This is a genomic window from Profundibacter sp. (assembly GCF_965277155.1).
In the GTDB taxonomy this organism is placed as follows: domain Bacteria; phylum Pseudomonadota; class Alphaproteobacteria; order Rhodobacterales; family Rhodobacteraceae; genus Profundibacter.
Window position 1 is genome coordinate 623,200 of sequence record NZ_CBDIBV010000010.1, and the last position, 22,332, is coordinate 645,531.

A 22,332-nucleotide genomic window follows, 5' to 3' on the forward strand; every position below is an offset into this window, starting at 1 on the left:
TTTTTGCTACCTTTCAATTTCGGGCGGGTAGGTGTGAAGTGAAACCATCAGGGCGGCAACATCAGAAATATTGGCATTTACGATCATGCGCTCCAACAGGGTCATGGCGTGGGTATAGCTGGGCCCGCGCACGTTGACGCGGCGCGGGAAACGGCTGCCGCCAGTGACAAGGTAAAACCCGTATTCCCCGCGCGAACATTCGCCACGGATATAGGTTTCGCCGCGCGGGATTTGCCAGTGCAGCACGTTGGGCAATTTGGCCATCACCGGCCCCTCACCCGGCATCTTTGCCAGTATCTGGCGCAACTGATCCACCGACATTGCCACATCGCGGCGGCGTACATCGGCGCGGGTGTAGATGTCTGATCCGTGATCGACCACAGGTTCGAAATCCAGTTGGTCATAGACCAGATAGGGCTGATCCTTGCGCACGTCCTTGGCCACACCGGCGGCGCGGGCGTTGGGGCCGGTGATGCCGTATTCGTCGACCCACGCGGGATCGATATAGCCAACCCCGATGGTGCGCCGTTTGAAAACTGCGTTTTTGAACATCACATCGTGAACGTCTTTCAGAACGGCATCCACCTCTTTCAAGGTGGCCTCAAGCCGGTCCTTGAACCCGTCGGGCAGATCATCGCGCACCCCGCCGGGCAGGATGAACATGTGATAGATACGCGCGCCCGTCAGTTCCTCGAAACGGTCCAGCATCAGATCGCGCACATAGGTGGTCCACTGGCCAATCACGCCCTGACCCAATGCACCGGCCTGTCCGCCCAGATACATCAGATAGGAATTGATCCGGCCCATTTCCAAAATCATCGTCCTGATCCAGTGGGCGCGTTCAGGCACCACAACGCCCGACAATTCTTCAATCGCGGCGGCATAGCAGTATTCGTTGAAATCGGGCTCGGGCACGCAGATGCGGCAGACAATGGGAAAGCACTGGATGAAACTGCGCCGTTCCATCAGTTTTTCAAAACCACGGTGCAGGTATCCCACATGCACCTTGCCCTCGACCACTTCGTCACCGCAAACCGTCAGTTCCACCGACATGTTGCCCGTGATGCCGGGGTGGTTGGGACCTTGCCACAGCTTCAGATATTTGCCAGATGACAGGTCAATATCCAGCGTGCCATCGGCCTTTTTGACGGGGTATTTGGATCGGTCGGGTTGAGTGTTCATCTTATTGCCCCCTGTCCGGATAAAGCAGTTCTTTCATGTGGCTGGCGGGGTCTTTGGTGACGCGCCCTTCACGGTGGGCAAAATTTTCCTCGGAATACTTCTTGGTGTCGAAATCGCGCCGGTAGGGGGGGATTTCCTGCCAGCCCTCAAGGATGAATTCCTCGTTCACACGCGGTGATCCGGGGAAATCGATGCCGAACATCTCGCGCAATTCGCGCTGGTAGGTGGCGGCGGTGGGCCAGATGTCGTGGATACTGTCCATGCTGGCGTTTTCACGCGGCAGCATCACTCGCAGGCCCACATCCACATCCGCAGTGCGGTTGCTAAGCAGATAGGTCAGCTGAAACACGTCATCTTCGATCCAGTCAACGGCGGTCAGCAGCACAAGGTGGCTGTAACCCTCGACATCGCGCAGGTGGTGCAGGGCGGATCGCAGATAGCGGCGGTCCAGTGTGATAAAGGCAAGGTTGGCGCGCTGTAGGGTCATTTCCCCTAGCGGTATGATTTTGCCCAGATTTTCATAGAGTTTATGCATCATTCATCACCAGTTATAATCGGGCATATCCCAATCCTTGATCACGGATTTCTGGTTGGCCTTGTACCAGTCGAAATTCTCGGCGTATTTGTTGGCGCCTTCGGCTTTGCCTGCCTTGATGATCTTTTTCAGATCGTTGAAACCGGCCAGCAGGGCCTCGGGGCGGGGCATGCATCCGGCGATAAACAGATCGACCGGCATATAGTCATCCAGCTTTTTGATGGTGTTGTAGCTGTCCCAATACATGCCGCCATTGATGGTGCAGGACCCCAGACCAACCACATATTTCGGGCTTTGCATTTGTTCATAGGCCCGAATGGCGCGTTTCAGGGTTTTGGTGGACAGATAGCCGGAAATCATCAACAGGTTGGCCTGCCGCGGGGTGGGACGCCATTGCACACCGAAACGGTAGGCATCAAAGCGCGGCGTCATCAGGGGGCGCATTTCAATCGCGCCACAACCGGTGCCAAACCCCAAAATCCAGATCGATTCAGCGCGTGCCCAGTTGAACAGCCCTTCAACGATTTTCGAGTATACCGGCAGATGCGCCTTGGGCGCCTCGGCGCAGTAATAGTCCTGTAGCGGTTCCACCGTAAACTCAAAGCCATCCGGCCCTTTGACGACGCGTTTTTCTAGTTCTTCTTTCATAGCGACCTCACACAAGCAGAATGGACAGGATGCCGATCGGCACGGCCCAGATCATGAAAAAACGGATGCTTTGTTCCACACGGAACCGCGGAAACGCGACCCCGACAAAAGCCGAGAACAGATAAAGCAGGAACACCTTGATTGCGAATTCACCCCAACTGGATGCCCCGCCAAAGAACAGGTTCATATAGATGACGATCTTGGCGACCGGAAAAATCACGCGGTTGGTCTGCATCAGGGCCAGATAGGCGCTGTGGTATTCGGTGGGTGGGCCAATCGGGATTTCCTGCGGCGCGATCACCACATCAAACGGCGGGCGCATCATTGATCCAAGGAAGGCCAGCATCGCCGCCACCACCGCCAGCGCGGTGGCAAACACCGCCAGCGTCAGCGGCAATTCCGCCATGGTCACCTGTGACAACCCGCGCGAAATACCGATGGCCGCATGGGGGGAGCCGCTTTCCCCGGCCCCCAGCGCCATGCCAAGGGTGCCGAAAAAGATGAAATACAGCGCAAGGATCAGATCACCCGAGAACGACAGGTTCGAGAACATTTCCGAACCATAAATCGTCGGCACAAACAACAGCAGGCCAATCCCCCCCGTCAACCGGAACACCGGCCCGAGATAGAACATATAGCCATGCGTGATCTTGCTGCGCAGAGCATAGTTTTTCAGCAGGTCGATATAGTTCTGATAAAACGGTATCCCGATCCTGCGCCCCGCCCGCGCACCGATTTTGGCGATGATCGCGGTCATCAGCAGACCATAGTTCAACACGATGAACAGGGTCAGCAGCGAATAGGGGATTTTCATCCATTCAAAAGTCATCAGATCATCCCCCCAAAGATTAGATAGGCCATCACAACAAAGATCAGCATCTGGAAGGCATAGGTCTGACCATTGCCGGTATAGATGCGTCGGCTAAAGTCGCCCAGATTGTGCAGCGCCGTGGCGATGCCGTTCCAGAAGTTGGTGACATAGGGTTGCACCATGAACCCCAGCGCCTTGCGATAGGGCGCATAGAAGTTCCACGCAAAGTGGGTGGTTTCGGGCCGGTAGGGCCGTTCCGCCGAATAGACGATATTGAATTGCTTAACCTTCTGGGCATTGCGGTTCAGGAATATCATCAGCCCCAGCACCACACAGAAGATCACGCCGATCACAATCATGATCGAAACCGGCGCCCAATAGCCGTATTCGCTGGTAATCGCGGGGCCGCTCCAGACCAGTCCGAATTCATTCAGGAAGAACCGGGTCAGATAGGCATCCACCCGCCGCAACGCCAATCCGGGCACCACGGCAAAGCCCAGCAGGAACACCACATAGATCATTTGCGGCAGGATGATCCAGAACGGCGCTTCTTTCAGGCGGCGGTGTTCGTCCTTTAGCTGGCCAAGGAATATCGTATGCACCAGCCGGAACAGATACAGGAAGCCGATAGGACCCGACAGGAAGATCAGGATCATCGGCAGCCGGTGATCGGCCGTCATGATCGCGTTATAGAAAATCCAGCGCCCGCCATAGCCCGACAGCGGCGGCACGCCCGACATGGCGATAATCCCGATCATCACGGCGATGAACGACAGCGGCATCAGGGCAATCAGCCCGCCCATTTTATACATCGCCCGTGTGCCGGTACGTTTGGCCACGCCGCCAACCGACAGGAACAACATGGATTTATAGATGTAGTGGTTGATCACGAACAACAGCGCCATCAGCCAGCCCAGTTTATTCATCAGGGCCAGACCGAACAGCGCATAACCCATCTGCCCGATCGAGGAATAGGCCAGCAAGCGCTTCGCATCCTCCTGAAAGGCGGACATTATGTTGCCCAGCAGTGCCGTGATCGCACCGATCCACAGCAGAACCAGCGTTAAATCGACCGGCCCCAGATGCTGGCGACCCATGGTCATCAGCAGGGTGAACAGCCCGAACAGACCAGCCTTCAGCAACACGCCCGACACCATGGGCGATACATCGGTTTCGGCCTCGGCATGGGCGCCGGGCAACCAGATGTGCAGCCCGATGGCGGCGGTTTTGGTCATGAAACCAACAGCCAGCAGGATGAACACATAGGGGGCCACATCCGCGCGTACATCGGCCAGCGAGGCGATCTCGAACGGGGCCTGCCCGTGTGCCGCCAGCGCAAAGCCGGATAGGATGGCGAACGCCCCGCCCAGCGAAAAGATGATATAGGACAGTGCGTGCGGCTCCGACGCCTTGCCCCGCAGGATCAGGAAGTAAGAGCCGATTGTCAGCATCTCCCACGCTGCGAAAAACGCGAAACTGTTTTCAGCAATGATCAGCAACGCCAATCCGGCATACATCAGCATGGCAGAGGGGTAGAACCCCATGCGCCGCCCCTCGGCATGGAAGCTGGCCAGCAGGATCACGGCACCACCCAACAAGATGATCGATCCAAAGATCAGTTGCAGCGGATCATAGCTGGAATAGCTGGCGATGAAGTAGGCCACCATTCCGGCAATCGCGATGATGTTCTTGATCCGCGCGGGCAAGCCGTCGATCACAAAGAACAGCAATGCAAACATCAGCGGCAGAACCACCAGTAGGTTGTCCCCCGCCAGCGACAGCAGGTTGCGATAGGTCGACATCTCGCCCCAGACATAGGCCAGAACCCAGCCCGCAGCGGCGGCCAGAACCACCACCAGTTCCTTGTGGAACGGGGTATCCTCGGCATAGCGCGGCGCGTCGCGTTTGATCACATAGCCAAACCAGCGCATCAGATAGGTGACCTCGATCAGCGCGCCAAACAGGATCACCGCGACCAGCCAGAAATGGTTATGCGCAATCAGCCCGTGCACCAGTTCCCATTTGGCATAAAAACCGGGGAAGGGCGGCAGACCCGTCAGCATGGCGATAAAGGTGATAAAGATACCAACCATCAGCGGTTTTTCCCGCAGCACGGTCCAGTCTTTCAGATCGCGGGCCTCGAACATACCGGACATCCAGAACAGCCCGGCCTTGGCCACCGCATGGGCCAACAGGATCCCGCCAGCGATGAACAGGTAACTGTCGCCCAGCACCTCGCGCTGACCGATTATGGCCAGCACCAGCCCGACCTGCGCAATGGACGAATAGCCCAGCAAGCGGCGGTCATTATGTTGCGCCAGCCCCATGATGTTCGAGGCGACAAAGGTCAACAGCCCGATGCCGGTTGCCAGTGGCAACCAGGTGGTGCCGCCCATCAGCAGAACTTTGTCCACCGCGAACAATGCGCCGGTGGCAAACACAGCCGAAAACAGGGCTGAAAAACCGGGGTGGGCGGATTCATAAATATCCAGCGCCCAGCCATTGGCGGGAAAGGGTTTTAGTTCCGCAATTAACGCGATCAGAATCAGGAAAAATGCCAAGGCCCCGCCCTGTTTGGCCAGCATATCCGAAGCCGCCATGGTGTCGATGTTCAGGCTACCGCTGGCGTGATAGGCAAAGATGATACCGATCAGCAGGAACACGGTGATGAATTCCGAAACCATCAGGTATTTGAACCCGGCCCCCAGCGCGCGTTTGTCGGTGGACATCAACACCAGACCACCGCTGGCGATCACAACCAGTTCAAGGAACACAAACAGGTTGAACACGTCGCGGGTCAGGATGATGCCGGACACCGCCATCACTGCAATCAGGAACACCGCCATAATACGGCGCCCCAGCCGCAGCATGGTTTGCTGCATATAGATGGCCGAAAGCAGCGCCGTCAGATTGATCAGCAGTAGTCCCGTTGCCTCGGCCAGACCCATTTTAAAGTTGATGGCAAAGGGCGCGGGCGTGCCCGCTGTGGTCACCTCGACAGGGACCGCGCCACCAGCAAAGGCGATCAGCCACAGACCGGGAATCAGGCTCATGAAGGCAAGGGCGGCAAGGGTGATCAGATAGGCGCTCAGGCGCTTTTCCTCGCGCAAAAGACCCAGCAGAAATGCCGCACCCAGACCGGTGGCGATGATAAGAATGATATTTGGCATCACCATTTCAACTCCGTGAATTTGGAAATATCCAGCGTGTGACGGTAGTGTCGCGAGTTTGGTGGAAATTCGAGGACGGCGTAATCTCCGGGTGCATCGAAGCCACCCAACCGGCGGCTGGAACCGCCAAGGAGATCACGCCATGACAAAGAATACAGCAACATCGACATCCGCGCTACTGGCCAATGAAGCAGGCTATGACCCGATTGAAGACCGGCTGCGCCAGAACATCCGCGCGACGATCGAGGCGGTTTTCGAAGAGGAGCTGGAGCAGTTTCTGGGCCGTTGCCGGTATGGCCGCAGCGGCGGGGCAAAGGCCGGATACCGCCACGGGCATCGCGAGCGGCAACTGGTCGGAACATTTGGAACCGAAACGGTGCGCGTGCCGCGTGCGCGGATCACAGGCGAGGCCGGCAAGGCCAGAGAATGGCGCTCGAAGGCATTGCCCCGCTACCAGCGGCTGACGAAGAAGGCCGAGGCGCTGATCGCTGCTGTCTACCTTTCGGGCACCAACACACGGCGGGTAAAACGCGCCCTGTTCGGCCTGTTTCAGGGGGCGGTCAGCAAGGATGTGGTGAGCCGCGCCTGGCGCAAGGTGAAGGTGGACTGGCAGGCGTGGTGCGCCCGCAGCCTTGCGGATGAAGACATCGTGCGGCTGATCCTGGACGGCACCGTGATCAAAACGCGGATTGACAGGAAGGCCACCAATATCTCGGTTCTGGCCGCGATTGGCGTGCGCCGGGATGGGCAGAAGGTCTTGTTATCACTGATGAACATGGGCGGCGAAAGCACCTCCGCCTGGCGTCAGTTCATCAACGATCTGGATGCGCGCGGGTTGAAACGGCCCGAATTTGTCATCGTGGACGGGGCACCGGGACTTGAGGTCGCTCTCATTGCCCTCTGGGGTGAAGATCTGCCGATCCAGAGGTGCACGGTGCACAAGCACCGCAACCTTCTGGCCAAGGCACCCAAGCGTATGCATGATGAGTTGACAGAAGATTACCGCGACATGATCTACGCCAAAACACCCGAGGAAATCGCCACCCGCCGCAAGGCATTTCTGCGAAAATGGCGGCTGAAATGCAAGGCCGTCGCTGACAGCTTGGAAGAAGCAGGAGATAAGCTTTTCACCTTCACGCGTCTGCCACAAGGCCAGTGGAAATCGGCCAGAACGACAAATGCGATCGAACGCCTGAACGAGGAATTCCGCCGCCGCATCAAGACCCAGACCGTGCTGCCATGCGCCGAGACCGTGCCGATGCTGCTTTGGGCTCTGATGGCCTCGGGGCAGATCGTCATGCGAAAGGTCGATGGCTGGGAAACGCTCGCTCAGCCCGTCGCCGACGCAACCCTTGACCAAGCCGCCTGACCGGCGCATAACTCAACCCGCTCGGAGGTGCCTGAAATCAATTTCCACCACTTTCGAGACACAACCCGTGTGACGGCTGGCGAACAGACGCAGCGCATAGGCCAGCATCAGGGCCGTGACCCCAAGGCCGATTACAATCGCGGTCAGAACAAGGGCCTGTGGCACAGGGTCGATAATCAGCGCATTTGCCTGATCAACCGGCACCGCAGCGTCAAGGATGGGGGCTGTGCGTCCAGTCATGTATCCCACCGCCACCAGCACCAGATTGACGCCAGTATTGGCAAGGGTAAAGGCGATGATAATGCGCAGGATATTGCGGTTGTTCAGCGCGCCATACAATCCAATCAGGATCAGCGCAAAACCGCCCGCCATTGCAAGGGTTACAAGGCTCATTTTTCATCCTCCGTCTCGGACAGGCTTAGCAACATCGAGCTGAATTCAGCCCCCACCTTCAGGCCGATCAGGGAATAAATCAGCGGGATGGCACCGGCGGATAACAGCGCCCCGAACCAGCCTTGCGGCAAGAACCGCGCATCCAGAAATCCGCCCGCAAACAGCAGGCCCAGCAGGCCGATGGCCACGAACAGCAATCCGGCGGTGGATTCGATCCGCGAGATCAGGCGATGCGAAAAGCGGCGCATCGGGTCGGTCAGCAACAGCAGCAGAACGGCCGAGGCCACAATCGCCCCGCCCTGAAACCCGCCACCCGGTGTCAGGTGGCCGTTCACGAACACATAGATGCCCAGCAGCAGGATCATTGGTGCCAACAGGCGGCTGCCGGTTTGCAGCAATTCACCGGCGGGCAAGGGTTTGGGGCCGGTCTCGGCCTCCATTGCGCGGCCATGCACCAGCACCAGCGCCACGATGGCGGCGGTCAGGAACAGCACGGTGACTTCGCCCAGTGTATCCAGCCCGCGATAGGTGACGATGATGCCGGTCACGATGTTCTGCGCGCCCAGATCCGGCGCGGTCCGGTTGGCGTAATAGCCGGCAGTCAGGTTCAGGTCGGTGTCGGGCGCATAGCCCGACAGCAACTGGATGAAAATCACGGCCAGACCCGCCAGAAACGCCACAGTCAGCAATCTGTTAGTCATCATCCTGCTCCTCTTTCACGCGGCCCAGCACAAAGAAAAACAAAAAGGTGGTCAGCCCGCTGCCGATCGCCGCTTCGGTCATCGCCACATCGGGCGCCGCCAGCAGCACGAACAAAACCGAGGCCATCAGACTGACCAGCCCCGCCGCCAGAATGGCAACCGGTGTGCTTTTGCTGGCCACGGCCACCGCCGCGCCCCCCAGCATTGCCGCCAGCGCCAAAACGGCCATCAATAGTGTCAGCGTGCTCATGCTTCTTCCCCCTGATCATGATCCTGTTCAAACCGGTCAATGCGGGTGCGGCTGGTTTTGTGAACGTGGGTGCGTTCCGCCGCCCGTGCCAGCACCTGCGAGGACAGCGGGTTGCTGAACAGCAGGAACATGCCGATCAGCAGCAGTTTCAGCGCCCAGTCGGGGTGCATCATGGCAATGCCGGTCAGCGTCAGGATGGTGCCAAGCGTGGTCGCCTTGGTGCCCGCCTGAATACGGTTGAACACATCGGGCATCTGGTTCAGGCCCAGCCCGCCCAGCAGCAAAAACGCTGTGCCGGCGACCAGAACCAGACCGCCCAGAATATCGAATAATAGCCCCATCACGCGCCCCTTTCCAGATAACGGGCAACCACGATCACCCCGAGGAACGACAGCAACGCATAGACCAGCGCCACATCCAGATAGATCACCCTGTCAGCCACCACAGCCGCCAGAATAATGCCGGTGATGGCGATCACGGTCAGCACATCAAAGGCGACCACACGGTCAACCGGCGAAGGGCCACGCAAGAAGCGAAACAGCGCAAGCAAAAATGCCCCGCCCGCCAGAACAGCGGCCAGATATACCAGAAAATCAGCCATAGATTACCTCTAGGGAACCTCTGTAAATTCCCGTTTTCGCCTTCTTCGCGGCGGGGTGGACGGTTTTTCGCCTGTCCCGCCTGATTGCTTCGGATCATAAACCCATTTTCACCGGTTTCAAGCCGGTTTTGGGTATTTCAGGCACACCTCACCCCATGAACCCTTATCCCGGCGCCGCCAGGCCGCATTCGAACTGGACGAAGCGCTTCATGTTGTAGACCAGGTTCATCATCCCGATGCGAAATCGCGCCCGCTTCAGGCCGATGGAGCGGATCAGCTTGCCGCCCATGGAGCGCTCCTGAAAAGCGAATACATGCTCGACCCGGACCCGCACTTTCGAGCGCCTCCGGTTGGCCTTTTGCTGGCGCTCGCCAAGCGGCTTGCCGCGCCTGCCCTTGTGATGGATATGGCTGTGAAGCCCCCGCTCTTCCAGCTCGCTTTCGATCTTTTGCGAGCGATAGGCGCTGTCGGCCCACAGGTCCGATGAGGTGTTGCTCGCATCAATCAGACCGGCAAGCGCCTGGCTGTCATGCACGGCGGCATCGGTGACATCATAAGCGCGGATGAATTTGTGCCGCCGGTCGACATTGATGTGGTTCTTGTAGCCGTAATAGCTCTTGCCGTGCTTCTTCGTCCAGCGCGCATCCACGTCCTTCTGGCGCTTCTTGTGGGGTTTTTCCTCCCACTCTTCAGGCGTTTCGCCCGCCTTGATTTTCTCGTTCTCGTCCCTTTTGTTGTGCTGGCGCGGCGCCGGAACGATGCTCGCATCAACAATCTGCCCGCCCATCGCCAGATAGCCCTTTTCGCGCAGAAAGGCATCGAACTTGTCAAACAGCTCCTTCATCTTCCCGGCCCCGGCCAGCCTTTCACGGTAGGCCCAGATGGTCTTGGCGTCAGGTACGCTGTCTTCAATGCCAAGGCCGAGAAACCGCATGAACGACAGGCGGTCGCGGATCTGATACTCGATCTGATCGTCAGAGAGGTTGTAGAGCTGCTGCAAAACCATCGTCTTGAATATCAGCACCTCATCCCAAGGCGGGCGGCCAGCGTTGGATTTGCGCTGTTCGGGCGGCGTGCGCCATATGGCCTTCAGCTCGTCCCGGTAATCCTCGAACGGCACCATGTCGTTGAGCAACACCAGCGGATCACCAGATTTGTCCAGTCCCGCGTATCGGCTGGAAAGATCAAAAAATCCCATCTGACCCATGACAAAACCCCGTCGGTCGAATCATTTTCATCCTGATGACGATTCTACCCCGTCAGGCCGGATTTTGGGGGATTTTTAGAGGTTCCCTCTAGATATTTCTCGAAACCGGCGACGATACTTTCGGTCGCCGCGTCGATGTCGTCAGATTCAATATTGACCCAGTGGATGTATAGATATTCGTCCTCTATCTCGACGGTCAGGGTGCCGGGGGTCATGGTGATCGAGTTGGCCAAAAGCAGCCGCCCCATTTTGCTTTTCAATCGGGTGCGCACCTTGACGATGCCCGGATTGATCGGCAGGTCCGGCGACAACACAACCCGCGCCAGCGCAATGTTTGATTTCACCAGTTCCTTCAGGAAATATCCGATATAGTTAAAGGCCGCGATGAAGGCCTGCGGTGTGGCGCGAAATTCGTTCAGGAACGACATGCTTTCGCGCAAAAACCAGACAATGGCGAATGACGCCACCAGCCCGATCAACAGGGTATCGGGGGCCAGCGTTCCGTTCAGCAATATCCAGAAGAACAGCAGCGCCGCAAACGGTTTGGTGAATTCCCTGGGTAAGACCATAGTTGCAACTTCCGTTTATCCAAACCGGAAGTTTGCAACGTCCCCTCTTTGTCGATTGCCCACAAAGCGGGGCCAAAACAACCGTGCCTGATCAAAGCAGGCGGCGGGTCAGAATTTCCAATGGTGACCACCGCCACTCTTACCAAGCCATCCGATCTGATGACTATTTTACAAGATCATCATATGCGAATAATCGAATAGCTAGAACGCACAATTGTGCATAGCTGGATTGCGGGCAAAAGTGCAAAAACCTGATCTATATCATTGACCACAGTCAAAATTTTCTGCCACCAATCGGGTTTGGAAGACGGCATTTGTGTTCTTCCTTTAACACAGAACACCGGTGCATAATAATTCATGCAACAGGGGAGGATTACGCCCCTGCGTCAGTCAGAGCATTTATTCAGCCAAATTGGATTTCAACATTTCCATACTTGCCAAAACTGGCATTGATTACTGTCCCTGACTTACATTCTATCGGTCGAATAAAAGACCCCGACAGCACCACTTGACCGGCTTCAAGCCCCTGCCCCAGTTCTGCCAGCCGCTGAACCAGCCAGACAATTCCCGTCACCGGGTCATTCAACACCCCGGCGCCAAGGCCGGTTTCCTCGACCACACCATCCCGCGATACAATCGCACCCAGCCAGCGCATGTCGTGGTCGGGGGGCAAATGCGTGTCCCCCAGCACCAGACCGGCATTTGCGGCGTTGTCAGCGATGGTATCCTGCACCAGACGGCGCGCACCGGTTTCAGGGTTTTGGCGGATGACCCGCGTGTCCAGAATTTCCAATGCAGGGCAAACGTAATCCGTGGCTGCAATTACATCCTCGCGGGTGATCTGCGCCCCCTGCAACGGAGATTTCATCACAAAGGCTATCTCGGCCTCGATCCTTGGTTCGATGAACCGATCAGGGGGGATTGCACCCCCGTTGGGAAAAAGCATATCGTCAAACAACACACCGCTGTCAGGCGTTTCGATCTGCAAGGCCTGCTGCATCGCCCGCGATGTCAGGCCGATTTTCCAACCGATCTGCCGCCGCGCTGTTGCCTGTTTCAAAACCACCAAAGCGTCCTGCACAGCATAGGCATCGGCCAATGTCATTTGTGGATGGCTTTCGCTTAATATCCCGATCTGGCGTCTTTCCTGTTCGGCAGCAAATAGCGATTGCGCCGCTGCGCTGATCTGTTCCGGTGTCATACATCCCCCTCGTCCGCCACGGTATTGCGCAGGGTTCCGATGCCCTGGGCTGTCACTTCGACCACATCCCCCGGTTTTAACCAGACCGGCGGGTCCAGCCGCGCGCCGGCCCCTGTGGGTGTGCCGGTGACAATCACATCGCCCACAACCAGCGTCGTAAAGGTCGAGACATATTCGATGATCTTGCGAAACGAAAACAGCATCCGTGCGGTGTGGTCGCTTTGACGGACCTTGCCATTCACACGGGTTTCCAGCCGGATGTCGGCGATCTGGCTTTCATCACGATAGCGCACCAGCCACGGACCAATCGCGCCGCTACGGTCGAAATTCTTGCCTTGGGTGACGTTGAACTTGGCATGGCGCACCCAATCACGGATTGTTCCTTCATTGCACAAGGTTAGCGCTGATATATGATCCAGCGCATTAGCTTGGGAAATCCGCCGCCCGCCCTTCCCGATCACGATCACGATCTCGCCCTCATAGTCCAGTTGCGGACTTTCCGGCGGGCGGATCAGCGGGGCGTTATGGCCCACAAACGAGCGGGGAAAGCGGATGAACAGCGACGGGTTTGGCAGGGCATCTTTGCCGTCTTTGTATTCCGCATTGCGGTCGGGGTAATTCACGCCAACGCAAATGATCTTTTCCGGCGCGGGGATCGGTATATCCCATGTAAAGTTGCCGTTAGCATGGGTCACATCGCGCCCCTCGGCCGCTTGCGCCACAGCATCCCACGCATCCGCTGCAATCACTTCGCGCAGGGTCGAAAACTCGGGAAAGGCAGGGGAAAGGGCGATCATTCCACCATCGGCAACAGCCCCCCACAGGGCCGCGTCATCCGCACTGAACTGCGCCAGCCGCAGCGTCATGCGGCCCCCGCAGGGCTAAAGGAAATATTGACCTGTCCGGTGCCGGAACTGGGGAAATAGGGTGTGTGCGTGGTGATCTGCCCCGCGTAATCCGCCGCCCCCAAAGCGCCGAACAACAGGGCGGTGTCGTTCATCCCGCATTCGCCTGCGCATTTTTCGGCGTATTCGGGCAGCATGTCCAGAAACTCGGCCCAGCGGCCCTGCTCCCACAATTCCAGCACCCGCAAATCCATCTGGCGGTTGAATTCCCCATTGATCGAATTGATCCCCGCCGCCGATTTGTCATTGGGCCAGAACGCATGGCTAAGGGAACCTGACGCCAGCACAGAAACCTTGCGCCCCGATGCGGCAATCGCCTGTGCCAGCAGGCGCCCCCATTCCAGATTTTCGGCGATCGAGGCAAACTGGTTCACCGCCACCGGCAACACCCGCGCAAAGGAGCCCTCATTGATGAAATGCATCGGCAACAGCGTGCCATATTCCAGCCCCAGATTCTCATCCGTCTGCGCCATCGCCCGCACATCCGCCCCTTGCAGGGTTTCGACGATCAATTCTGCCAGCTCAGGATCACCCTGATAATCGTAATCCAGCCCCGCCAGCATATGCGGCAATTCATGGCTGGTGAAGGTATCGGCATGGCGCGGCTTGGCATTCAGGTGGAACCCCTGATTGACGATCCAGTGGGTGTCAAACACGATGAAGGTTTCGACACCCGCCTCCTGCGCCTCGGTGCGCAAACGGGCATAGCCGTCAATCGCGCTTTGGCGGATACCACGGTATTTCTCAATTGTGTGCGACATCCAGATGGTCGGCACATGTGTGATCTTGGCGGCCTGAACGATTTGCCCCATCAGCTAATTCCCCCTAATTCAGCCGCCCAGTTGCGGGATTTTGCCCGCTGTTGTGGCAAAGGAAACATTCCGCGTTTCCATGTAAAAATCAAACGACCAGTCGCCGCCGTCCCGCCCGATGCCGGATGCCTTGACCCCGCCAAACGGCGTCGGCAGGTGGCGTTTGTTTTCCGAGTTCACCCAGATCATACCCGTTTCCAGCCGCTCCGTCATCCGCAGCGCGCGGGTCAAATCATTGGTCCACAGATAGGCGGCAAGGCCATAGTCGGTGTCATTGGCCATGCGCAGCGCATCGGCTTCGTCCGCAAACGGGATGGCGGTTAGTACCGGGCCGAAAATCTCTTGCCGTGCGATCGCCATATCGTTTTTGGCACCTGTGAACAGGGTCGGCGCAACATAGCAGCCGGTTTGGCCAACCCGCTCGCCGCCAGTGGCTATGGTCGCGCCTTCGGCACGGGCCGTATCGAAAAAGGACATCACCTTGGCCTGATGACCTTGCGAAATCAGCGGGCCAATCACCGTGTTGGGGTCCAGCGGATGCCCCACCTTGATTGCGGCTGCCTTTTTGGCAATCCGCGCGGTCAATTCATCATAGATCGAGGCTTGCACCAACAGCCGCGAGGACGAAGTGCAGCGTTCGCCATTCAGCGAATAGATCATGAAAATTGCGGCCTCGGCGGCACGGTCCAGATCGGCGTCTTCAAAGACGATCACGGGGTTTTTGCCGCCCAGTTCCAGATGCAGCCGTTTCAGCGTGGCCGCCCCTTGCGCCATAATTGCCGAGCCCGTGGCGCTTTCACCAACAAAGGCGATGGCGCGGATCAAGGGGTGTTCGCACAGTGCCTTGCCCACTTCTTCGCCAAAGCCGTTTACAGTGTTCCAGACACCCGTAGGCAGGCCCGCCTGTTCGGCAATTTCCACCAGAATTTTCGCGGTGATCGGTGATAATTCGGCAGGTTTGTGCACCACGGTGCAACCAGCGGCCAAGGCCGGTGCAATTTTCCATGTGGACAGCATGAATGGCGTATTCCACGGGGTGATCACCCCGACAGGCCCCAGCGGAAACCGCGAGGTGACGTTCATCTGGCCCGGTGCATGGATGGATTTGCCATCGCGGGCCTCTATTGCCTTGTCAGCGTAAAAACGGAAGTTTTCGGCCCCGCGAATGGCGGCCTTGGACATAAAGCGGATCGCCTGCCCTGTATCAAGGCTCTCCAACAGTGCGATTTCCTCGGCGCGGTCCTCGATACCGTCGGCAATGGCATGCAGGATATCCCGCCGATCCTTGCCGGACACATCCCGCCATATGGTAAAACCATGCGCTGCTGCCTGTGCCGCCGCGTTGATATCGGCAACAGTGCCACGGGCAACATCGCACAGGCGGGACATATCCACCGGCGTTGTGTTTTCAAAGGTTTCCCCACCGGACGCCGGAACAGTTTGGCCTGCAATATGGTTCTGCACACCGCAGTCCCGCCAGTGTTCCAGATAGGTTTCAGCCGCAGCAATATTGCTTTGAAGTGAAGTCATGACAAATTCCGGTGCAGGGGCAGTTTAATTAACAGGTTAATTAAATGAACCCCGCCCGTCAAGCCACCTAAACCACGTCGCGCTCTACCGCTTCACGAAGCTCGACCAGCAGGTCCAGAAGCTGCTCCATTTTCGCTGCGCCAAAGGCCTGTTCGATCCGTGCGTACACCTCTGCCGCTTGCCCCGACATGGCGTCATATTTCGCCTGCCCTTTGGCGGTGATCCGGACCATCCGGCGGCGGGCATCATTGTCTTCAACCCGTTCAATCAACCCGCGTTCGGTCAGGTTTTTCATGATCCGCGACAGGGACGGTGGCATTAACACGCACATCTCGGACAAGGCACTGGCGCTCAGGGCCTCGCCCTCGGCCAAGGCGCGGATCACCCGCCATTGCTGCACGGTCAGACCGATTTTCTCCAGTTCCTTGCGAAACGGGCGCAAAGTGGCCTCGCGGGCGCGCAACAGCGCGATCGGCAGGGCGCGATCATAATCCTTCATGCGGTGCATTCCTTGATGGCAGCGTGGATGGTGCTCCAGCTTTTGCGGGAAAAGCGGCTGTCGATTTCGACCACTTCAAGGCTAAGGATAAACGGCACATCGTTAACCTGCGGGCGCAACGCGGTTTCGGCAGCAGCATACAGCGTATCGGCAATTCCGGCACGGGTGGTGGCATCACGCCCCTCGCCCAGCCGCAGCACCATATCAAGGAAATGATAGGTCTGCGCCCCGTCCGCAATCGCCTGATGATCGGCCCGAAACCCGCGCACACGGATGCCGCCCAGCGGGCATTGACCACTCGCAACCAGCGCATCGCGCAGGGTTTCGGCCAGACTGTCCAGATCGGCCAGATCCTCTAACCCCTGGGAATATTCGAAACGTAGATGCGGCATGGTTCCTCCTTGAACCATGACCTTAGCGCCACTGTATCCCCCGCGCAATCATGGACGCAGAACCGTGCCTTCATCCATCCAGTTGTCAAACACCGCCAGTGCGCAATCGGCGAATTCGACTTCATTGATATGCGCGTCCAACTCAAGCAAAGTTACATTTGCCGGACAGGCTTTGCGGATTTCATCGACAAAGGCGGCCATGCCTTCGGCGTCATGCAGCGGCGCGCCTTCGCGGTCCCATTCATTACCGCCCTGCATTGGCAGGATCAGGGTGACCGGCCCCTTGGCCCCCGCCAGCCGTTCGCACATCGCCCTTGCCACCTCGCGCCGTTCCTCGGCCCCCAGCAGGATCGAGGACAGCAGGCGATTATGAGCATGCACTTCGCTATCCTTGAAGCGGTCCGGCAAAGGCTGCCAGCCGACCACATCCACCAGATCATAACAGCCTGGTGCGATGATCTGCGGCGTGCCCGTGGCGCCTGCGTTGGTCATCCGGTCAGGGCCGGCAGAAATACTGGACCCCATGATATGGTTGGTCAATTCCTGCGGTGCGAAATCCATCACGGCGGCAAAGGCGCCCTCGGCTGCAAGGCTTTCAAACGCCCGCCCGCCCATGCCGGTGGCGTGAAACACTGCCACCTCGAACCCGCGTTCTTCCAGCGCCGGTTTCAGCGATACCATATAGCGCAAAACGGTCTTGCCAAAGCTGGTCATGCCGATCAGGGGGCGATCCCGTTTGGGGGCCTCGACCGCCCGCGCAGCGCCCAGCACCGCGCCGGCGGCTTGGGACAGGGATGCTTTGCAGACCGAGTTCAGCCCATATAGCCCGCCGGCCCACAGGATCATCTGGATATCTGCCGCAAGGCGTTCCGGCGGGATCAATGGCGAAAAGCTGACCGTGGAAACCACATATTTAGGCACTCCCAGCGGCAATGCCTGACACAGGTCCAACGCCAGATCGGTGCCCATGGTGCCACCCAGCACGATCACCCCGTCAAACGCCCCGCCGCGCCATAATTCAAGCGCCAGCGCCGCAGCACCGCGCGCCATGATCTGCATCGCGGTGTTTTCGTCCCCCGATTCAATCGCCTTTTCAATGCTGCTGCCGCCCGCCTTGGCCACATCATGTTTGGAATAATCCGTGGGCGCCTGCGGGTCACCCAAGACGCTAACATCCATGGTCTGCACCCCGCCCCCTTGGGAACGGATGCGGTCAGCCAAATAGGTCAGTTCGGCATCTTTGGTATCATAGGTGCCCACCACCAGAATGGTCTTGTCGCTCATTTTCCCACCCCCTACAGCTGCATCCATGCGGTTTTCAGATCGTAATATTTATCCATCGCATGCAGTGATTTGTCATGCCCGTTGCCCGATTGTTTGACCCCGCCCAAAGGCACCGTCATATCCGAACCACCATAGGTGTTCACATGAATGATCCCGGCCCGCACATCGCGCACCATCTTGTGCGCACGGCTCAGGTTGCTGGTCCAGACACCTGCCGCCAGCCCGTAATCGGTGCTATTGGCCAGCGCCACGGCCTCTTGATCCGAGGAAAAGCGCGTCACGGCCAACACCGGCCCGAATACCTCTTTCTGGGCGATGGCATCATCGGGCTTTACCCCGGTGACAATCGTCGGTTCCATATACCAGCCGCCGGTGTCTTGCAGGATACGCGAGCCACCCAGTGCGATTTCCGCGCCTTGTTCCAAGGCCCCTGCGACAAAGGCCAGATTGCCCTCAAGCTGGGTCAGGTTGTTCACAGCACCAATCTGGCTGGACAATTCCAGCGGGTCACCCACCTTCATTGCGGCCGAGTGTTTTGCCAATGCTGCTACGAATTCATCGTGGATGCTATCCTCGACCAACAGGCGTGATCCGGCCACACAGACCTGCCCCGCATTGCGGAAAATCGCCATCGCCGAGGTTTTGGCCGCCTGATCCAGATCAGGCGCATCGGCAAAGACGATGTTGGGGGATTTGCCGCCCAGTTCCAGATAGCACCGCTTCAGGTTCGAGCGGGCCGAGTATTCCAGCAAGCGCCGCCCGACCCCGCCTGATCCTGTGAACACCATCACGTCGACATCCATCGACAATGCCAATGCCTCACCCACCACGGACCCTTGGCCGGTGACCACATTGAACACACCATCGGGCAATCCCGCCTCGCTGGCCAGTTCGGCAATCCGCAACAGGGTGAGCGATGCGCTTTCAGCCGGTTTCAACACCACCGAATTGCCCGCCGCCAAGGCAGGGGCCAGCTTCCATGAGCCGATCATCAGCGGGAAATTCCACGGCACAATCGCACCCACCACGCCCACGGGTTCGCGATGAACCAGCCCCAAAACATTGTCCGCTGTCGGGGCGATTTCGCCATACACCTTGTCCAGGGCTTCGGCGTAGTAACGGAAGGTCGCAGCAGCGGACCCGGCTTCGGCCTTTATCGCCATCGAAATCTCGGTGCCATTGTCGCGCACGCCCAGAACGGCCAGTTCCAGCGCATCACGCTCGATCAGATCGGCCAGCCTGTGCAGCACCTTCTTGCGCCCCGCCGGTGCCATCCGCGACCAGCGCCCGTCATCAAACGCCGCCCGCGCCGAGGCCACAGCCCGATCCACATCCGCCGGTGTCGCCCGACAGATCGTGGTCAGTTTTTGTCCGTCGATCGGGGATAATACGTCGAGCGTTTCACCCGAACCTTCCTGCCACGCGCCTTCAATAAAGAGTTTCTGCGGCGGTACATCGTGGTTGCGAAGCTGATTGATGCGTGACTGGTCGACCATTGTTTGGCTTTCCTTTGGGAACCTCTGTAAATTCCCGTTTTCGCCTTCTTCGCGGCGGGGTGGACGGTTTTTCGCCTGTCCCGCCTGATTGCTTCGGATCATAAACCCATTTTCACCGGTTTCAAGCCGGTTTTGGGTATTTCAGGCACACCTCACCCCATGAACCCTTATCCCGGCGCCGCCAGGCCGCATTCGAACTGGACGAAGCGCTTCATGTTGTAGACCAGGTTCATCATCCCGATGCGAAATCGCGCCCGCTTCAGGCCGATGGAGCGGATCAGCTTGCCGCCCATGGAGCGCTCCTGAAAAGCGAATACATGCTCGACCCGGACCCGCACTTTCGAGCGCCTCCGGTTGGCCTTTTGCTGGCGCTCGCCAAGCGGCTTGCCGCGCCTGCCCTTGTGATGGATATGGCTGTGAAGCCCCCGCTCTTCCAGCTCGCTTTCGATCTTTTGCGAGCGATAGGCGCTGTCGGCCCACAGGTCCGATGAGGTGTTGCTCGCATCAATCAGACCGGCAAGCGCCTGGCTGTCATGCACGGCGGCATCGGTGACATCATAAGCGCGGATGAATTTGTGCCGCCGGTCGACATTGATGTGGTTCTTGTAGCCGTAATAGCTCTTGCCGTGCTTCTTCGTCCAGCGCGCATCCACGTCCTTCTGGCGCTTCTTGTGGGGTTTTTCCTCCCACTCTTCAGGCGTTTCGCCCGCCTTGATTTTCTCGTTCTCGTCCCTTTTGTTGTGCTGGCGCGGCGCCGGAACGATGCTCGCATCAACAATCTGCCCGCCCATCGCCAGATAGCCCTTTTCGCGCAGAAAGGCATCGAACTTGTCAAACAGCTCCTTCATCTTCCCGGCCCCGGCCAGCCTTTCACGGTAGGCCCAGATGGTCTTGGCGTCAGGTACGCTGTCTTCAATGCCAAGGCCGAGAAACCGCATGAACGACAGGCGGTCGCGGATCTGATACTCGATCTGATCGTCAGAGAGGTTGTAGAGCTGCTGCAAAACCATCGTCTTGAATATCAGCACCTCATCCCAAGGCGGGCGGCCAGCGTTGGATTTGCGCTGTTCGGGCGGCGTGCGCCATATGGCCTTCAGCTCGTCCCGGTAATCCTCGAACGGCACCATGTCGTTGAGCAACACCAGCGGATCACCAGATTTGTCCAGTCCCGCGTATCGGCTGGAAAGATCAAAAAATCCCATCTGACCCATGACAAAACCCCGTCGGTCGAATCATTTTCATCCTGATGACGATTCTACCCCGTCAGGCCGGATTTTGGGGGATTTTTAGAGGTTCCCCTTTGTTTATAGTCCCGCCATACCCGCACAAAATGCAGGATCAGAACAAGGACAATCATGATGAACAGGATCATTGCGACAGGCCTGTCGATAAAATCAAACGGGGTTTTCACCCGCGCCATTCCGGCGCGCAGCTTGACCTCCATAATGCCGCCCAGAACCATGCCCAGAATGATTGGCACAATTGGCAGGTTCAAACGTTTCAGAACGAACCCCAGCACCCCGAAACCGGCAGCCAGCGCACAGTCGGTGGCGGAATTGCGCAAGGAATAGACACCGACAAAACTAAGCACCAGCACACACATACCTAGGAAACGGTTGGGGATTTTCACCACCTTGATCAGCTGGTTTGTGGCCATCAACAGGAACACCAGCACCAGCACATTCAGGATCAGCAGCGAAATATACAGCGCCACGACAAAATCCATCCGGTTCTGGAACAGGCCGGGGCCGGGGATGACGTTGTGCACATAAAACACGCTCAGCATCATCGCGGTCAGCGCCTCGCCGGGGATGCCCAGCGCCAGCAGCGGCACCATCGCAGCCGCGGGCACGGCGTTATTGGCGGTTTCGGCGGCGATCAATCCTTCGCTGGACCCATGCCCGAAATCCTCGGGCCGTTTGCTGGTTTTCTGGGCGTAGGTGTAGCTCATGAATTGGGCGGTGAATTCGCCCACACCGGGGATCATCCCCATGATCACGCCAAAGGTGGCCGAGACACCCGCCACCCGTGGATGCCGCGCCAACTCGCGGAACCCCTGAAAGAACGAGCCGCGCAATTTGGTCAGTCGCACCTTTTCGTCCTCGCCTTGCAGCAGGATAAACGCCTGTGACAGGGCAAACAGACCCAGCACCACCACAATCAGATTCACCCCGCTCGACAGCCAGCTTTGGTCAAACGTATAGCGTTTGGTGTATTTTACGGGCTCCAGTCCGATGGTGTTCAGCCATATACCGAAACTGGCCAATGCGGCAGCGATCAGGGTTTGGCGGTGGTGTGCTGTCACCACAAGGATGATGCCCAGCAGCGCCGCAAGAAAGATTTCGCGCGACCCGAACATCGGCGCGATTTTGGCCAGAACGGGGGCAAACAGGATCAGGCAGACCACCGAAAAGATACCGCCAAAGAACGAGCTGGAATAGGCCAGCGCGATGGCGCGCCGCGCCTCGCCGCGTGTGGTCATCGGGTAGCCGTCATAGGTGGTCAGCGCGTTGACCGCTGTGCCGGGTGTGTTGATCAGGATCGCGGGGATTGAACCGCCATACATCGAACTACCGTATATCCCCAGCAGCACCGTCAGCCCGACAATCGGGTCCATTGAAAAGGTGGCGGGCAACAGGATGGCAATCGCCACCGCCGGCCCCACCCCCGGGATCGCCCCGATCAACACGCCTCCGATCGAGCCGACAAGCAGTGCAAGCACCACATCCCAGCGGGCCAGAATATCAAGACTGGAAAGGATCAGATCCATCAATCTC

23 protein-coding genes are annotated in these 22,332 nt (G+C 58.2%); 1 reads left to right on the forward strand and 22 read right to left on the reverse strand.

The window, feature by feature from the left end; translation table 11 throughout:
* Positions 1-6: 6 nt before the first annotated feature.
* Genes ACQY4M_RS11035 through ACQY4M_RS11055 form a run of 5 tightly spaced genes read right to left on the reverse strand, consistent with a single transcriptional unit; the run spans position 7 to position 6,352 of the window.
* Positions 7-1,182 (reverse strand): NADH-quinone oxidoreductase subunit D, encoded by a 1,176-nt coding sequence (locus ACQY4M_RS11035; RefSeq protein WP_428543913.1) that lies wholly within the window; start codon positions 1,180-1,182, stop codon positions 7-9.
* A 1-nt stretch (position 1,183) separates the two neighbouring features.
* Positions 1,184-1,669 (reverse strand): NADH-quinone oxidoreductase subunit C, encoded by a 486-nt coding sequence (locus ACQY4M_RS11040; protein ID WP_428543915.1) that lies wholly within the window; start codon positions 1,667-1,669, stop codon positions 1,184-1,186.
* Between the two features lie 54 nt (positions 1,670-1,723).
* Positions 1,724-2,365 carry an NADH-quinone oxidoreductase subunit NuoB gene (gene nuoB, locus ACQY4M_RS11045; protein WP_428543917.1) on the reverse strand — a complete coding sequence of 214 codons (642 nt, stop codon included), beginning with the start codon at positions 2,363-2,365 and terminating at the stop codon, positions 1,724-1,726.
* Between the two features lie 7 nt (positions 2,366-2,372).
* Positions 2,373-3,194 (reverse strand): respiratory chain complex I subunit 1 family protein, encoded by an 822-nt coding sequence (locus ACQY4M_RS11050; protein ID WP_428543919.1) that lies wholly within the window; start codon positions 3,192-3,194, stop codon positions 2,373-2,375.
* The gene (locus ACQY4M_RS11055; RefSeq protein ID WP_428543921.1) at positions 3,194-6,352 is read right to left on the reverse strand and encodes a proton-conducting transporter membrane subunit; all 3,159 of its coding nucleotides are present in this window, start codon (positions 6,350-6,352) and stop codon (positions 3,194-3,196) included. Before ACQY4M_RS11055 ends, ACQY4M_RS11050 begins: the two co-directional genes overlap by 1 nt.
* Before the next feature lie 136 nt (positions 6,353-6,488).
* Here ACQY4M_RS11055 and ACQY4M_RS11060 point away from each other — a divergent pair, with 136 nt between their 5' ends.
* Complete coding sequence (locus tag ACQY4M_RS11060) at positions 6,489-7,715, forward strand: IS256 family transposase (protein ID WP_428539582.1); 1,227 nt, start codon at positions 6,489-6,491, stop codon at positions 7,713-7,715.
* Positions 7,716-7,727: 12 nt separating this feature from the next.
* On the opposite strand, the gene ACQY4M_RS11065 is transcribed toward ACQY4M_RS11060, so the two are convergent.
* The 17 genes from ACQY4M_RS11065 to ACQY4M_RS11145 form a co-directional block, all read right to left on the reverse strand.
* Positions 7,728-8,108, reverse strand: coding sequence for a sodium:proton antiporter (locus ACQY4M_RS11065; protein WP_428543923.1), 381 nt, complete (start codon positions 8,106-8,108; stop codon positions 7,728-7,730).
* Positions 8,105-8,812: a hydrogen gas-evolving membrane-bound hydrogenase subunit E gene (mbhE, locus tag ACQY4M_RS11070; RefSeq protein WP_428543925.1), complete on the reverse strand. Its 708-nt coding sequence runs from the start codon at positions 8,810-8,812 to the stop codon at positions 8,105-8,107. Before mbhE ends, ACQY4M_RS11065 begins: the two co-directional genes overlap by 4 nt.
* Entirely contained in the window at positions 8,802-9,059 is a 258-nt protein-coding gene (locus tag ACQY4M_RS11075; protein ID WP_428543927.1) for a Na(+)/H(+) antiporter subunit B, read from the reverse strand. Before ACQY4M_RS11075 ends, mbhE begins: the two co-directional genes overlap by 11 nt.
* On the reverse strand, positions 9,056-9,400 hold the full coding sequence (gene mnhG, locus ACQY4M_RS11080; protein ID WP_428543929.1) for a monovalent cation/H(+) antiporter subunit G: 345 nt from the start codon (positions 9,398-9,400) through the stop codon (positions 9,056-9,058). The genes ACQY4M_RS11075 and mnhG overlap by 4 nt, the downstream gene beginning before the upstream one ends.
* Positions 9,400-9,660: a monovalent cation/H+ antiporter complex subunit F gene (locus ACQY4M_RS11085; RefSeq protein ID WP_118943227.1), complete on the reverse strand. Its 261-nt coding sequence runs from the start codon at positions 9,658-9,660 to the stop codon at positions 9,400-9,402. The genes mnhG and ACQY4M_RS11085 overlap by 1 nt, the downstream gene beginning before the upstream one ends.
* A gap of 163 nt (positions 9,661-9,823) precedes the next feature.
* Positions 9,824-10,867: an IS5 family transposase gene (locus ACQY4M_RS11090; protein ID WP_428539227.1), complete on the reverse strand. Its 1,044-nt coding sequence runs from the start codon at positions 10,865-10,867 to the stop codon at positions 9,824-9,826.
* 44 nt (positions 10,868-10,911) lie between these two features.
* The gene (locus tag ACQY4M_RS11095) at positions 10,912-11,436 is read right to left on the reverse strand and encodes a Na+/H+ antiporter subunit E (protein WP_428543931.1); all 525 of its coding nucleotides are present in this window, start codon (positions 11,434-11,436) and stop codon (positions 10,912-10,914) included.
* Between the two features lie 403 nt (positions 11,437-11,839).
* Positions 11,840-12,637, reverse strand: coding sequence for a 2-oxo-hept-4-ene-1,7-dioate hydratase (hpaH, locus tag ACQY4M_RS11100; protein ID WP_428543933.1), 798 nt, complete (start codon positions 12,635-12,637; stop codon positions 11,840-11,842).
* On the reverse strand, positions 12,634-13,497 hold the full coding sequence (locus tag ACQY4M_RS11105; RefSeq protein WP_428544494.1) for a fumarylacetoacetate hydrolase family protein: 864 nt from the start codon (positions 13,495-13,497) through the stop codon (positions 12,634-12,636). The genes hpaH and ACQY4M_RS11105 overlap by 4 nt, the downstream gene beginning before the upstream one ends.
* Before the next feature lie 2 nt (positions 13,498-13,499).
* A complete protein-coding gene (gene hpaD, locus ACQY4M_RS11110) occupies positions 13,500-14,354 on the reverse strand; it encodes a 3,4-dihydroxyphenylacetate 2,3-dioxygenase (RefSeq protein WP_428543935.1) in 855 nt (284 codons plus the stop codon).
* An 18-nt stretch (positions 14,355-14,372) separates the two neighbouring features.
* Entirely contained in the window at positions 14,373-15,884 is a 1,512-nt protein-coding gene (hpaE, locus tag ACQY4M_RS11115) for a 5-carboxymethyl-2-hydroxymuconate semialdehyde dehydrogenase (protein ID WP_428543937.1), read from the reverse strand.
* A gap of 67 nt (positions 15,885-15,951) precedes the next feature.
* Entirely contained in the window at positions 15,952-16,383 is a 432-nt protein-coding gene (gene hpaR, locus ACQY4M_RS11120) for a homoprotocatechuate degradation operon regulator HpaR (protein WP_428543939.1), read from the reverse strand.
* Complete coding sequence (locus tag ACQY4M_RS11125) at positions 16,380-16,793, reverse strand: 5-carboxymethyl-2-hydroxymuconate Delta-isomerase (RefSeq protein WP_428543941.1); 414 nt, start codon at positions 16,791-16,793, stop codon at positions 16,380-16,382. The genes hpaR and ACQY4M_RS11125 overlap by 4 nt, the downstream gene beginning before the upstream one ends.
* 30 nt (positions 16,794-16,823) lie before the next feature.
* On the reverse strand, positions 16,824-18,059 hold the full coding sequence (locus ACQY4M_RS11130; protein ID WP_428543943.1) for a Tm-1-like ATP-binding domain-containing protein: 1,236 nt from the start codon (positions 18,057-18,059) through the stop codon (positions 16,824-16,826).
* Positions 18,060-18,070: 11 nt separating this feature from the next.
* Positions 18,071-19,555, reverse strand: coding sequence for an aldehyde dehydrogenase (locus tag ACQY4M_RS11135; protein ID WP_428544497.1), 1,485 nt, complete (start codon positions 19,553-19,555; stop codon positions 18,071-18,073).
* Positions 19,556-19,722: 167 nt separating this feature from the next.
* A complete protein-coding gene (locus ACQY4M_RS11140) occupies positions 19,723-20,766 on the reverse strand; it encodes an IS5 family transposase (RefSeq protein ID WP_428539227.1) in 1,044 nt (347 codons plus the stop codon).
* Positions 20,767-20,810: 44 nt separating this feature from the next.
* Positions 20,811-22,325, reverse strand: coding sequence for a tripartite tricarboxylate transporter permease (locus ACQY4M_RS11145; protein WP_428543945.1), 1,515 nt, complete (start codon positions 22,323-22,325; stop codon positions 20,811-20,813).
* Positions 22,326-22,332 lie beyond the last annotated feature (7 nt).